Genomic DNA, 13,640 nt, shown 5'->3' with positions numbered 1-13,640 from the left:
ATCAGGGCGCGGTCGTCTGCGGCGTAAGCCCGCCTTCGAGCTTTGCCGCGACGCGCGCCGCCATATCCTCTTCGGCGAGCAGTGCCGCGGCCCGCCACGTATAGCGCGCGCGGAAGCGTTGCCCCGCCTTCCAATAGGCGTCGCCCAGATGCTCGACAATCACGGCATTTTCGGGCTCGCCCTGCTGCGCCTGTTCGAGCAGTTCGACGGCCTTGTCGGTGCGTCCGGTCAGAAAATAGGCCCAGCCGAGCGAGTCGGTGATGCTCGCATTCTGCGGGTCGGCCTTCCATGCCGCCTCGATCTGGCCGAGCGCGCGATCGACATCGATCCGCCGCTCCAGCGCGGAATAGCCGACAAAATTCAGGATCGTCGGGTCGTTTGGGCGCAGCGCGAGCGCGCGTTGCATCAGCGGCGCCGCCCAGTCCCAATCCTTCGCCTGCAGCCGCAGTTCGGCGCGCGCCACAAGCAAGGTCGCACGCAGCGGAGCGCTGTCGTCGCCATCGCCGAGCGCGGCTTCGAGCCGCGTATAGGCCCGCTCGGCCGCCGCGGCATCGTCGCTCTGCCGCGCCAGATCGGCGAAACGGACGAGAAGGCTGCGCGGCGCATCGCCCGCGACGGCGTCCTCGGCCATCTTCACCGCCGCCGCACGATCACCCTCCTCCGCCGTCAGTTCGGCAAGGCGCATCCGCAACACCGGCGGCAGGGGTCCGCGAAGACCGGCAAGAAAGGCAGCGCCGTCGGCGGCACGATCGCTGCGCGCCAAGGCGTCGGCGAGCGCGCTGCGCGCGGTCCAGTCCTGATCGTTGAGCCAGGTCGCAGCGCGCGCGAAAGTCAGCGGCAGGCGTGCATTGCTCTTGGGTAACCGCGCAAGCGTGTCGGCGACGAGCGCCAGCCAGTGGGCGGCGCCGGCCCGCGGGTTGGTCACCGCCTGTTCGGGCAGCAAGAGCAGAGGATCCTCGCGCTCACCCGCCGCCAGTGCAATGCGCGACCGCAGCGTCCCCGCCGCATCCTTCTCCCGCGCAGCATCGAGGCTGGCGACAAGGCGCAGCGCGACGAGCTGGCTCAGCCGGTCGGTCGGGGTTGTTTCCAGGGCAGCGGCCACGGCGGCATCACTTTGTCCGGCCGCAAGCTGAACCAGCGCCGCTTCGAGCGCATAGGCGGGTTCGGGGCGCCCGCGCGTCGCAGCGGCCACCAGCGCGCGTTCGGGCTGGCGCGCGCGCTGCCCGGCATCAACCCATGCGCCCAGCGCCGGATCGATCAGGCGCGATATCGCATCGCCGCCCGACTTGTCGTCCTGCGCCGTCCCCAGAAGGGCGCGCGCGCCCTTCCAGTCGCTGCGCCGCATCGCGTCGACGACGAGCACGAGCCGCGCGTCGAACCGCTGCTCGCCGCTCGCCCACAGCGCCGCCGCTGCACTGCGCGCTGCGATGAGGTCGCCGGCGTCGATGGCGCGCTCGAGCATTTCGGCGCGCAAGCCCGGCAGATCGGGCGCCTGGCTTGCGAGCGATTGCAGCGCCGCCAGCGCCTCGGCGGGATTGCCTGCTTCTTCGGCAAGCCGCGCCCGGACAAGCGCGTCGAGCGCTGCCTGATCGGGATCGACCGCCGCCATCGCAGCGGGCGCCGCAGCCACCATCAGGGTGGCCGCCAGCGGCGCGAGAATCGATCGGCGAGCGAACTTACATATTGGGATAATTGGGGCCTCCGCCGCCTTCGGGGGTGACCCAGTTGATATTCTGGGTCGGATCCTTGATGTCGCACGTCTTGCAATGCACGCAATTCTGCGCGTTGATGACGAAGCGCGGTTCGCCCTCATCCTGACCGACAACCTCATAGACGCCGGCCGGGCAATAACGCTGCGCGGGCTCGTCATACATCGGCAGATTATATTCGATCGGGATCGTCGGATCCTTGAGCTGCAGGTGGATCGGCTGATCTTCCTCATGGTTGGTGTTCGAGAGGAACACCGAGGACAACCGGTCAAAAGTCAGCACCCCGTCGGGCTTCGGATATTCGGGCTTGGGCATCATATCGGCGCGATAGAGCGTCGTGTTGTCGGGGTGATGCTTCATCGTGAACGGCATGCGGATGCCGAAGCTTTCGAGCCACATGGTCATCCCCGACAGGACCGTCCCCGCCAGATCGCCGAATTTTTCGACCAGCGGCAGCACGTTGCGGACGACACTCAGCTCCTTCTTCACCCAGCTGTCGTCATAGGCGTCCTGATAGGCGGTCAGCGTATCGCCCGAACGACCGGCACTGACCGCAGCGAAAGCCGCTTCGGCCGCCATCATCCCCGACTTCATCGACGTGTGCGTGCCCTTGATGCGCGGCACGTTGAGGAAGCCGGCGCTGTCGCCGATCAGCGCGCCGCCCGGAAAGGCGAGCTTCGGCACCGACTGGTAGCCGCCGTCGCTGATCGCGCGCGCGCCGTATGAGATGCGCTTGCCGCCCTTCAAAATCTTCGCGATCTCGGGGTGCGTCTTCCACTTCTGCATCTCCTGGAAAGGGGAGATGTGCGGGTTGCGGTAGTTGAGCCAGGTCACGAAGCCCAGCGCTACCTGCCCGTTCGCCTGATGATAGAGGAAACCGCCGCCATTGGCGTTGGCATCGAGCGGCCAGCCCTGCGTGTGGATGACGCGGCCGGGGGCGTGATTTGCGGGATCGATGTCCCACAATTCCTTGATGCCGATGCCATAGACCTGCGGCTCGCAATCGGCGTCGAGTGCGAACTGCGGCTTCAGCATCTTGGTGAGGTGGCCGCGCACGCCTTCGGCAAAGAAGCTATATTTCGCATGGAGCTCAAGCCCCGGCGCATAGTCGGGCTTGTGGCTGCCGTCGCGCGCGATGCCCATGTCGCCGGTGGCGACGCCCTTCACCGACCCATCGTCGTTGTACAGGATTTCCGCGGCGGCAAAGCCGGGGAAGATTTCGACGCCCAGCCCTTCGGCCTGTTCGGCCAGCCAGCGACAGAGATTGCCGAGGCTGCCCGTATAGGTGCCCTTGTTGTGCATGAAGCCGGGCGTAATCAGATGCGGGACGGAGATTTTCTTCTTCTTCGTCAGCACCCAATGCTGATTGTCGTTCACCGGCACGTCGGCGAGCGGACAGCCCTGGTCGCGCCAGTCGGGAAGCAGCTCGTCGAGCGATTTGGGATCGATCACCGCTCCCGACAGGATATGCGCGCCGACTTCGGACCCTTTTTCGAGCACGCAGACCGACAGCTCACTGCCCGCTTCGTTCGCGAGTTGCTTCAGGCGGATCGCCGCCGAAAGGCCCGCCGGCCCTGCCCCGACGATCACCACGTCATAAGGCATCGATTCCCGTTCGCTCACCTCAAAGCCCTTTCTGCCGTCCCCGCCGCGATCATTCATCGTAAGCGGCGCTCATTCTGTCACGATTTGCGATGCCTTCCAATTGACGCGCGCGTCAACCTCCTGTTTCAACATTTTCATGGGTGGGCGGAATTCAGCCTTGCTGGCGGAAAGCTATTGCGACTGGTGGTCGCTGGCCGGCGTCGATGCGCTGGTCGGCGAGGTGCCGGCCGGCTGGCTCGACGTGCCCATCGCCAATGACGCTGCGGCACCGCGGCGAAGCCCCGTCCTTGCCGAACCCGAGGCCGCCCCGCTGCCCGCCGCGCTCCAGCGCGTCGAAGCGCCCCAAAATGACGAACCCAAGGGGCCGGTCGCCTTGCCGGGCGAATGGGACGAATTCCAGCTTTGGCTCGCCGAGCACCCCGACGTGCCGGGCAGCCAGTGGGACGCGCGCCGCGTGCTGCCGCAGGGAATGCCGGATTCGGCGCTGATGGTCCTCACCGCGTGGCCCGAGGTCGATGATCAGCGTGACGGGACGCTCTTTACCGGACCGGCGGGTCCGTTACTCGACGCGATACTGCGCGCGATCGGGCTGACGCGCGGCGACTGTTATATCGCCAGCCTCGCAGTGACGCGCCCGGCGGGCGGCCGCTGCGACGAAAGCGACGCTGCAGAGCTCGACCGACTGCTGCGGCACCATGTCGCGCTGGCGCGGCCGCAGCGGTTGCTGCTCCTCGGCAGCGACATGCTGCGCATTGCGACGGGACGCCCGCTCGCCGATGTGCGCGGAAAGTTACTCGATCTTAACCATGATGGCGGCAAAGTGGAGGCGGTGGCAATCGCGCATCCCGCGATGCTCCTCGCCCGGCCAGCGCACAAGGCGGCGGCCTGGGATAGTCTCAAACTGCTCAACAGGGGACGTTGACAGATGACAAATGCGAAATGGGCGCTCGGCGCCTCGATCCTGATTTTCCTTGCGGCCGGAACCGTCCCGGCGATGGCCGCCGACGCGCCCGATCGCGATTTTTCGGCTCCGTCGCAAACGGTGCCCGAAATCCTGTCGGCGAAGCAGAAGCAATTTTACACGCAAGTGCTGACCGCCATTCGCGGACAGCGCTGGGCCGATGCGAAATCGATGCTCGACGGCGCGGACAAGGGCCCGCTCAACGATTTCCTGCGCGCCGAATTGCTGCTCGCGGCAAACAGCCCGCGCGCCGAAGTGTCGGACCTGATGCCGGTTCTCGCACGATCGCCCGAACTGCCGCAGGCCGACCGTCTGGCAAGCCTTGCCGCGAAGCGCGGCGCCACCGACGTGCCGGTCCTGCCCAACCAGAATCGCCTGAGCTGGTCGGGCAGCGCCCCGCGCCGGCTCGGCGCCGACAGCGTGGGCGGCGATCCGGTCGCCGCCGGGCTGGCCCGCACCATCCCGGACCGTATCAAGAACGACGATCCCGCCGGCGCCGAGGCGCTCTATGCAGCGGTCGCCGACCAGTTGACGCCCGAGGCGCGCGACGAATGGCGGCAGAAGATTGCCTGGTCCTATTATATCGAGAATGACGACGCCAATGCGCTTCGCCTCGCGGCGGAATGCAGCGCGAGCCAGGGCGCCTGGCCGGTGCAGGGCGCGTGGGTGCAAGGCCTCGCTTCGTGGCGCCTGCGCGACTATCGCACCGCACTGGGCGCCTTCGACCGCGTCGCCAAGGAAGCCCCCGACAGCGAGCAGCGCGCCGCCGCTTATTATTGGGCCTCACGCGCGGCGATCGCATCGGGCGAGCCGCAGCTTGTCGAGCCGCGCCTGCGCGCCGCGGCGAGCAATGAGGAAACCTTCTACGGCCTTCTCGCCGCCGAAACGCTGGGTCTGGAAACCAATATCCAGCGCGAGAATGTCCGCGCCGACCGCAGCGCCTTCCGCGCGCTCGAGGAACTGCCCAATGTCCGCGCCGCGGTTGCGATGGCCGAGATTGGCGAGGACGGCTACGCCGACACGCTGCTGCGCCAGCAGGCGCGCATCGGCGACCCGCGCCAGCACGAACAGCTCATTGCCCTGGCCCAGGCGCTCAGCCTGCCCGAAACCCAGCTCTATCTGGCCCACAACACGCCGCGGGGCCGCAAGCTCGCCGCCGCGACGCGTTATCCGCAGCCGCGCTGGGAGCCCAATGGCGGGTGGAAGGTCGATCCGGCGCTGGTCTTTGCCCACACGCTGCAGGAATCGCGTTTCCAGCGCACGGTGGTCAGCCCGGCGGGCGCCTATGGCTTGATGCAGGTGCGCCCCGGCACCGCCAAGGATCTGGCGCGGTGGCGGGGCGAAAGCGTCAATCCTGCCGATCTGCGCATCCCCGCGGTGAATATGGATTTCGGCCAGAGCTATCTGCAGTATCTGAGCAAGGATTCGTCGACCGACGGCCTGCTGCCCAAGGTGATCGCCGCCTATAATGCGGGCCCCGCGCCGGTTGCGCGCTGGTCGACCGAAGTGCGCGACAATGGCGATCCGCTGCTCTTCATGGAATCGATCCCCTATTGGGAAACGCGCGCCTATGTCGGCATCGTGCTACGCAATTACTGGATGTACGAAGCCGAACAGGGCAAGCCGTCGATCAGCCGCGCCGCCCTCGCGCAGGGCAAATGGCCGCGCTTTCCCGACAGCAAGGACCGGGTACGGCTGACCTACGCCGGTCCCGCCGGTCTCGCCAATGCCGATTGATCCGGCGCGCCCGTTCAAGCCCGTTCGCATTGCCATACTGACGATTTCGGACAGCCGCAGCAGCGACGACGACACATCGGGCGACAAGCTCGCTGAACTGCTGACCGGCGCGGGGCACGAGCTTGCGGCGCGCGCGATCATTCGCGACGAAACCGATCTTATCGTATCGCGGTTGCACAACTGGATTGACGACCCTGCGGTCGATGTCGTCATTACGACCGGCGGCACGGGCCTGACCGGCCGCGACGTGACGCCCGAAGCGCTGCACCGCCTCGATGGCAAGGATATTCCGGGCTTCGGCGAACTGTTCCGCTGGATCAGCTTTCAGAAGATCGGCACCTCGACGATCCAGTCGCGCGCCTGCGCCGTCGTCGCACGCGGGACCTATATTTTCGCGCTGCCCGGGTCGACCGGCGCCGTCACCGATGCCTGGGAGGGCATTTTGGAAAGCCAGCTCGACAGCCGGCACCGCCCCTGCAACTTCGTCGACCTGATCCCGCGCCTCACCGAATAGCTCAAATGTCGCCACCGGCTTCACGCCGGCAACGATTTTTGTTCTTTATATGTTCTCGATGTTCCACTAGATTGCGACAGTGGAACCGACCCGTCCCCTTCCCCCGATTTCAGGCCGCGGCGCCCCGACCAACCTCCGCCCGACGCGGACCGGATCGCTCGACCGCGCGGCCGATGGCGACTGGCTCGACACGGCCGAAGACATCGACGGCACCGCGCCGGCGCTGCGCACCACCGTCACCGTCGAACATCCCAGGACGATCATCGCGCGCAACAACTCGCCCGATATCGGTTTCGACCGTTCGATCAATCCGTATCGCGGCTGCGAACATGGCTGCATCTATTGCTTCGCGCGCCCCACCCACGCCTTCCACGACCTGTCACCGGGGCTCGATTTCGAAAGCCGGCTCTTTGCCAAGCCCGATGCCGCCGCATTGCTGCGAGGGGAACTGGCCAAGCGCGGCTATGTGCCCGCCCCGCTTGCCATCGGCACCAACACCGACGGCTATCAGCCGATCGAACGCGAATGGGGCGTGACGCGCGCGGTGGTCGAGGTGCTGGCCGAAACGCGGCATCCGCTGATCGTCACGACCAAGTCCGATCGCATCCTTCGCGATATCGATCTGCTCGCCGACATGGCGCGCGACAATCTGGTCGGGGTAGCGATTTCGGTCACGACGCTCGATCCCGCAGTCGCCCGTACATTGGAGCCGCGCGCGCCGCATCCCAAGCGGCGGCTCGCGGCGATCCGCAAGCTGATCGACGCGGGCGTCCCGACGCAGGTCAATATCTCGCCGATCATTCCCGCTATTACCGATCACGAGATAGAGGCGATCATGGCTGCGGCGGCAGAGGCCGGCGCGATCCGCGCCTCCTATATCCTTCTCCGCCTCCCCCACGAAGTCGCGCCGCTGTTCCACGCCTGGCTCGACGCCCATTATCCCGACCGCGCCGCCAAGGTGATCCACATGGTGCAGGACATTCGCGGCGGCCGCGACAATGACCCCGACTATTTTTCCCGCATGAAGGGGCGAGGCGTTTGGGCGCAGCTCATCCGCACCCGTGTCAAGCGCGCGGCGCGCGAACATGGCCTCGACAAAAGCTTTCCGCCGCTCCGCAGCGACCTGTTCAGGCCGCCGGAACGCGACGGACAGATGGAATTGTTCTAACCGGCTGCAAAAGCCAATCGTCATTGCGAGCGAAGCGAAGCAATCCCCAGTTATTCGCTTGCCCTGTCGCGGTTGGCTGGAGATTGCTTCGTCGCTGCGCGCCTCGCAATGACACCCATAGGGGGTTACGCCTCCGCCAACGACTTCAGCTTGTAATCCTTGTAATCGTCGCGGATCTGGCGCTTCAGGATCTTGCCCGTCGCGGTGTGCGGCAGTTCTTCGACGAAGACGATCTCGTCGGGCAGCCACCATTTCGCGACCTTGTCCTTCAGATAATCGAGGATGCTCGCTTCGGTCGCCTCGGCGCCGGGTTTCCTGACGATCAGCAGGATCGGTCGTTCGTCCCATTTGGGGTGGAATACGCCGACCGCGGCGGCTTCCTGAACGCCGGGGGCGCCCACCGCGGCATTTTCGAGTTCGATCGACGAAATCCACTCGCCGCCCGATTTGATGACATCCTTCGCCCGGTCGGTGATTTGCATGACCCCGTCGGGATGGATCACCGAGACGTCGCCGGTATCGAACCACCCGTCGCTGTCGGCGGCATCGGCGTCAGCCTTGAAATAGCGCTGGATGATCCAGGGGCCCCGGCATTGCAGCCGCCCGCTCGTCACCCCGTCGCGCGGCAGGACATTATCCTCCTCGTCGACGATGCGCAGTTCGACGCCAAAGGGCGGGCAGCCCTGGCGGCAGACGATATCGACGCGCTCGTCGAAGCTCATTTCGTCCCAATTCCACGGCCGCTTGCCCATCGTTCCGATCGGCGAGGTTTCGGTCATGCCCCATGCGTGGCCGACGTCGATCCCCGCCTTCATGAAGCGTTCGATCATCGCACGCGGCGCCGCCGAGCCGCCGATGATGACGCGGTAAAGCTTGCCATAGTCGATCCCGGTCGCATCCATATGCGCGAACATCGCGAGCCACACCGTCGGCACGCCGGCGCTGTGCGTCACCCCTTCGGCGTGCATCAGTTCGCAGAGCACCTGCGCATCATTGGTCGCCGAAAAGACGAGCTTCGTCCCCACCGTCGCGGCGGCGAAGGGAATGCCCCAGCTGTTGGCGTGGAACATCGGCACGATCGGCAGGATGACGCTGCGGTTCGACATATCGAAGACATCGGGTTGAATCTCGGTGATCGCATGGATGACGTTCGAGCGATGTTCGTAGAGCACGCCTTTCGGATTGCCCGTCGTTCCGCTGGTATAGCAGAGGCCCACCGGATCGCGCTCGTCGAGATCGACCCATTCGAAGCTGCCGTCTTCGGCGTCGATCAGATCCTTGTAGGAAAGATAGCCGTCGCGCGCCGGCGCATCGAACAGCACGAAATGCTCGACGGTGGGAAGCTGATCGCGCAGCCGTTCGACGATCGGCAGAAATGCCGCGTCGAAGAAGAGAATGCGGTCCTCGGCATGATTGACGATATAGACAAGCTGTTCGTCGAACAGCCGCGGGTTCACCGTGTGCAGCACCCCGCCCATGCCGGCGGTCCCGTACCAGCTCACCAGATGATGGCCATGGTTCATCGCGAGCGTTGCGATACGGTCGCCCTTCGTCATCCCCAGCCGCGTCATGGCGGCAGCGAAGCGGCGGGCGTCCTTGCCGACCTCGCCCCAGCTCGACCGCGTCATGCTGCCGTCGGCCCAGCGCGAGACGATTTCACGTGCGCCATGTTCGCGCGCCGCATGATCGATCAGGCTTGTAACGAGCAGCGGCTGGCCCTGCATTCCCATATGCATCTCTCCCGTGTCTTTCGTCAGGGATAGGGCCGGAAATGCGCGGCGCGCAAGAGGGGGCGAGCCTAGCGGACGCGAAAATCGCGCGGCGGGACCAGCGAAAGCGCCACATCGGTTACGCCTGCAACCATTTGGAGCCGCGAGACGGTGTCTGGGCCGAGCGCGAAGCCGCGTCCCAGCTCGATCCGGATGTCCTCGCCCGTCAGCGGATCGGTCGTCGATACGATCACCCGCCCGCGCGCATCCTCGCGCCGTTCGAGATAGCGGAGCATCTCGCCCGGCGCCTCGGCGAGTTCGACGCGGCAATCGAGTTGCAGCGCGGCACTCGCCGCAATGTCGGCGAGCGACTGCGCCCCGCGCACCGTCACGCGCGGCGTTTCCTCGCCCTCGAGCAGATCGAGTTCGACGTTGAGCAGCGCGCAGCCGCCGTCGACCGCCAAGGCCTCCAATATCTTGCCCGTCTGCTCGTCGAAGCAGCTCGACTGAAATTGTCCGCTGCGGTCCGACAGCGTCAGGTTGAGGAAGCGATTGCCGCGCTGCGACACGCGCGGGCGCGCGCTTTCGACCATCGCCGCCATCACCATCGGGATGCGGGTTCCGGGCGTCATTTCGACCGTTTCGCAGATATTGCCGTAGGTCCGCGCACCGCGCGCCGCGATCACCGCCTCATATTGTTCGACCGGGTGAGCCGAGAAATAAAAGCCGAACGCGTCCTTTTCCTTCGCCATCCGCTCGGCAAGCGTCCAGGGTTCGGCAGCGGACAGCTGGAGCACCGGCGCGATCGCGACATCACCGCCGAACAACCCGCCCTGCCCCGTCGAGCGTTCGTGCGCCGAACTATTGGCGCAGGCCAGCAACGCCTCGGCTCCAGCAAAGGCGCGCGGTCGGTCGGGTTCGACGCAGTCGAACGCGCCGCCCCCCGCCAGCGCCTCGATCTGGCGGCGGTTGAGCAGCTTGGGGTCGATGCGCGCGGCAAAATCGTCGAGACTCGCAAAATCGCCCTTGGCTTGACGCTCGGCGACGAGAGCCTCCATCGCCTTTTCGCCGACACCTTTGAGCGCGCCGAGCGCGTAGCGGACCGCGAGCCCGTCTTCGCTGCGCCCGACCGAAAAATCGGCCTCGCTGTCGTTGATCGACGGCGGCGCGATCGCGATGTCGAGGCGGCGCATATCGTCGATGAAGATCGACAATTTGTCGGTCTGATGGCTGTCGAACGACATCGACGCGGCGAAGAATTCGTGCGGATAATGCGCCTTCAGCCACGCCGTCTGATAGGAGAGCAGCGCATAGGCCGCCGCATGGCTCTTGTTGAAGCCATAGCCCGCGAATTTGTCGATCAAGTCGAACAGCTCGTTCGCGGCCTTGGCGTCGATGCCATTATGCTCGCCGCAACCTTTGACGAAGGTGTCGCGCTGCGCGTCCATCTCCGCCTGCACCTTCTTGCCCATCGCGCGGCGCAACAGGTCCGCGCCGCCGAGGCTGTAGCCGGCCAGGATCTGCGCCGCCTGCATCACCTGTTCCTGATAGACGAAGATGCCGTAGGTTTCGGCGAGGATGCCTTCGAGCAGCGGGTGCGGATAGGCGATCGGCTCACGCCCGTTCTTGCGCGCGCCGAACAGCGGAATATTGTCCATCGGCCCTGGCCGATAGAGCGCGACGAGCGCAATAATGTCCCCGAAATTGGTCGGCTTCACCGCCGACAGGGTGCGCCGCATCCCTTCGGATTCCAGCTGGAACACCCCGACGGTGTCGCCGCGCTGGAGCAGCTCATAGACCGCGGGATCGTCCCAGCCGAGCGTATCGAGATCGACATCGATCCCGCGCAGCGCGAGCAGGCGCCGCGCTTCCTTGAGCACCGACAGCGTCTTGAGGCCAAGAAAGTCGAACTTCACCAGCCCCGCCGTCTCGACATATTTCATGTCGAACTGCGTGACCGGCATATCCGAGCGCGGATCGCGATAGAGCGGGACAAGCTGGTCGAGCGGCCGGTCCCCGATCACGACCCCCGCCGCGTGGGTCGAACTGTGCCGCGGCAGGCCTTCGAGCTGGCGCGCCATGTCGAACAGGCGGCGGACGCCGTCATCCTGCTTATATTCGGTCATCAGCTCGCTGACGCCGTTCAATGCGCGTTCGAGCGTCCAGGGATCGGTCGGATGGTTCGGTACCAGCTTCGCGAGCCGGTCGACCTGCCCATAGCTCATCTGGAGCACGCGGCCGGTGTCCTTCAGAACCGCGCGCGCCTTCAGCTTACCGAAGGTGATGATCTGCGCGACGGTGTCGCGACCGTATTTCTCCTGCACATAGCGGATCACCTCGCCGCGGCGGGTTTCGCAGAAGTCGATGTCGAAGTCGGGCATCGACACGCGCTCGGGATTGAGGAAGCGTTCGAACAGCAGCCCGAGCTTAAGCGGGTCGAGGTCGGTGATGGTCAGCGACCAGGCGACGAGGCTGCCCGCACCCGATCCACGCCCCGGCCCCACTGGAATATCGTGCGCCTTCGCCCATTTGATGAAGTCGGCAACGATCAGGAAGTAGCCCGGAAAGCCCATCTGCGTGATGACGTCGACCTCGAAGTCGAGCCGCGCGACATAGGCCTGCTTTTCTTCCTCGGTAAGGTCCGGATAGAGCGCAAGCCGTTCGGCCAGCCCTGCGTGGGCATCGACCTTGAGCTGCGCCGCCTCGCCCTCGCGGTCGCCGGCAAGGCTCGGCAGGATCGGTTTGCGCTTGGGCGCCATGAAGGCGCAGCGCTGCGCGATCACCAGCGTGTTGCGGATCGCCTCGGGCAGGTCGGAGAAACTGTCCTCCATCGCCTCGGCCGATTTCAGCCAGGCTTCGGGGTTGGACGAGCGGCGATCCTCGCTTTCGACATAGGCCGACTGCGCAATGCACAGCATCGCATCATGCGCGGGATGAAATTGCGGATCGACGAAATTGGCGGGATTGGTTGCAACCAGCGGCAGCGCGCGCGCATAGGCCAGCTCGATCAGCGCCGCCTCGGCGGCCTTTTCAGTCGCATCGCCCCGCCGCGACAGTTCGATATACAACCGCCCGGCGAACAGCGCTTCCAGCTGCTCGACATACTCGTCGGCAGCCGTCTTCTGCTCGCCGGCCAGCAAGCGCGCCAGAGCGCCCTCGCCGCCCCCGGTCAGGCAGATGAGCCCGTCGGTCTTGCCGGCGAGGTCCGAAAGCAGGACATGCGGCTCCTGCTCGACCGGTCGGCCGAGGTGCGCCGCCGACACCAGCGCGCAAAGATTATTGTAGCCCGCATCGTCCTGCGCATAGAGCGCAATCCAGTCGATCAGCGGTGCGCCGCTCGCCAGCCGCTGCCCCGGCCGCGCCACGCTCAGCAGCGCACCGACGATCGGCTGGACACCCGCCGCCTTGCACGCGTCGCCAAAGGCCATGACACCGTACAGCCCGTTGCGATCCGCGACCGCTATCGCCGGAAAACCCCGCTCGCGCGCCGCTTTCGCGATCGCCTTGGGCTCGATCGCCCCCTCCAGCATGGTGAAACTGGAAAAGACGCGCAGGGGAACAAAGGGGCTGTAGGCCATCGGATGACGCTAGGCACATGTGACGATTCGGGGAAGCGTCCGTGTGCAAAATATGCACATTGGCCGCGCACCCGACCCGTTCGTTCTGAGCTTGTCGAAGCACCGTCCTATTCTTCACCGCCGCAAAGTGAAGAACGACCCTTCGACAAGCTCAGGTCGAACGGCTTTGGCTTGGGGGTTCCTAACCCAGCAATTCCTCGATCTCCTTGCGCAGCTGCTCGGGCTTGGTTGTCGGCGCATGGCGCGAGACGACCTTGCCGTCGCGGTCGACGAGGAATTTGGTGAAATTCCACTTGATCCCGCTGCCGAGCAGGCCGGTCTTTTCCTTCTTCAGATGCTTGAAGATCGGATCGGCGTCGTCGCCGTTGACGTCGATCTTCGCCATCAGCGGGAAGCTGACATCGTAGGTCAGCGAGCAGAAATTCTTGATTTCCTCGGCATCGCCCGGCTCCTGCGCGCCGAACTGGTTGCAGGGGAAGGCCAGAACCTCGAACCCACGATCCTTGTAATCGCGGTAGAGCTCCTCCAGCCCTTCATATTGCGGGGTAAATCCGCATTTGGAGGCGGTGTTGACGATCAGCAGCACCTTCCCCTTGTAGTCGGCAAGCGCTTGCGATCCGCCGCCCGGCAGTTTCGCTGAGAAATCGTAGAGCCCCATA

At 65.4% G+C, this 13,640-nt stretch carries 9 protein-coding genes; 4 read left to right on the top strand and 5 right to left on the bottom strand.

Features of this window, described 5'->3' with window-relative positions:
- Position 1: 1 nt before the first annotated feature.
- Together L0963_RS05775 and L0963_RS05770 are read right to left on the bottom strand one after the other, a co-directional pair.
- Complete coding sequence (locus tag L0963_RS05775; protein WP_234178764.1) at positions 2 to 1,633, bottom strand: hypothetical protein; 1,632 nt, start codon at positions 1,631 to 1,633, stop codon at positions 2 to 4.
- A gap of 43 nt (positions 1,634 to 1,676) precedes the next feature.
- Complete coding sequence (locus L0963_RS05770) at positions 1,677 to 3,332, bottom strand: electron transfer flavoprotein-ubiquinone oxidoreductase (RefSeq protein WP_186402081.1); 1,656 nt, start codon at positions 3,330 to 3,332, stop codon at positions 1,677 to 1,679.
- Positions 3,333 to 3,450: 118 nt separating this feature from the next.
- On the opposite strand from L0963_RS05770, the gene L0963_RS05765 reads away from it, so the two are divergent.
- The 4 genes from L0963_RS05765 (at position 3,451) to L0963_RS05750 (ending at position 7,694) form a co-directional block, all read left to right on the top strand.
- Positions 3,451 to 4,236 (top strand): uracil-DNA glycosylase family protein, encoded by a 786-nt coding sequence (locus L0963_RS05765; protein WP_234178763.1) that lies wholly within the window; start codon positions 3,451 to 3,453, stop codon positions 4,234 to 4,236.
- Between the two features lie 3 nt (positions 4,237 to 4,239).
- The gene (locus tag L0963_RS05760; RefSeq protein WP_234178762.1) at positions 4,240 to 6,012 is read left to right on the top strand and encodes a lytic transglycosylase domain-containing protein; all 1,773 of its coding nucleotides are present in this window, start codon (positions 4,240 to 4,242) and stop codon (positions 6,010 to 6,012) included.
- Positions 6,002 to 6,526, top strand: coding sequence for a molybdenum cofactor biosynthesis protein B (gene moaB / locus L0963_RS05755; protein ID WP_186402082.1), 525 nt, complete (start codon positions 6,002 to 6,004; stop codon positions 6,524 to 6,526). Before L0963_RS05760 ends, moaB begins: the two co-directional genes overlap by 11 nt.
- Positions 6,527 to 6,605: 79 nt before the next feature.
- On the top strand, positions 6,606 to 7,694 hold the full coding sequence (locus L0963_RS05750) for a PA0069 family radical SAM protein (protein WP_186402083.1): 1,089 nt from the start codon (positions 6,606 to 6,608) through the stop codon (positions 7,692 to 7,694).
- 125 nt (positions 7,695 to 7,819) lie between these two features.
- Here L0963_RS05750 and L0963_RS05745 read toward each other — a convergent pair whose 3' ends face one another.
- From L0963_RS05745 to L0963_RS05735, 3 genes are all read right to left on the bottom strand, one after another.
- Complete coding sequence (locus L0963_RS05745; protein ID WP_442800547.1) at positions 7,820 to 9,424, bottom strand: long-chain fatty acid--CoA ligase; 1,605 nt, start codon at positions 9,422 to 9,424, stop codon at positions 7,820 to 7,822.
- A gap of 68 nt (positions 9,425 to 9,492) precedes the next feature.
- Complete coding sequence (dnaE, locus tag L0963_RS05740; RefSeq protein ID WP_217372329.1) at positions 9,493 to 12,981, bottom strand: DNA polymerase III subunit alpha; 3,489 nt, start codon at positions 12,979 to 12,981, stop codon at positions 9,493 to 9,495.
- Positions 12,982 to 13,162: 181 nt separating this feature from the next.
- Positions 13,163 to 13,639 (bottom strand): glutathione peroxidase, encoded by a 477-nt coding sequence (locus L0963_RS05735; RefSeq protein ID WP_186402086.1) that lies wholly within the window; start codon positions 13,637 to 13,639, stop codon positions 13,163 to 13,165.
- Position 13,640: the final 1 nt, after the last annotated feature.

This window comes from Sphingopyxis sp. NFH-91 (assembly GCF_021401285.1).
GTDB classification, from domain to species: Bacteria; Pseudomonadota; Alphaproteobacteria; order Sphingomonadales; family Sphingomonadaceae; genus Sphingopyxis; species Sphingopyxis terrae_A.
Note: the sequence above shows the minus strand (reverse complement) of the source record. Positions and strands in the feature narration are given on the sequence as shown.

Coding starts and splice junctions, on each gene's coding strand:
- L0963_RS05775 (WP_234178764.1), bottom strand. CDS start 1,633: ATGGTGGCTGCGGCGCCCGCTGCGATGGCGGCGGTCGATCCCGATCAG.
- L0963_RS05765 (WP_234178763.1), top strand. CDS start 3,451: ATGGGTGGGCGGAATTCAGCCTTGCTGGCGGAAAGCTATTGCGACTGG.
- L0963_RS05760 (WP_234178762.1), top strand. CDS start 4,240: ATGACAAATGCGAAATGGGCGCTCGGCGCCTCGATCCTGATTTTCCTT.
- moaB (WP_186402082.1), top strand. CDS start 6,002: ATGCCGATTGATCCGGCGCGCCCGTTCAAGCCCGTTCGCATTGCCATA.
- L0963_RS05745 (WP_442800547.1), bottom strand. CDS start 9,424: ATGGGAATGCAGGGCCAGCCGCTGCTCGTTACAAGCCTGATCGATCAT.
- dnaE (WP_217372329.1), bottom strand. CDS start 12,981: ATGGCCTACAGCCCCTTTGTTCCCCTGCGCGTCTTTTCCAGTTTCACC.
- L0963_RS05735 (WP_186402086.1), bottom strand. CDS start 13,639: ATGGGGCTCTACGATTTCTCAGCGAAACTGCCGGGCGGCGGATCGCAA.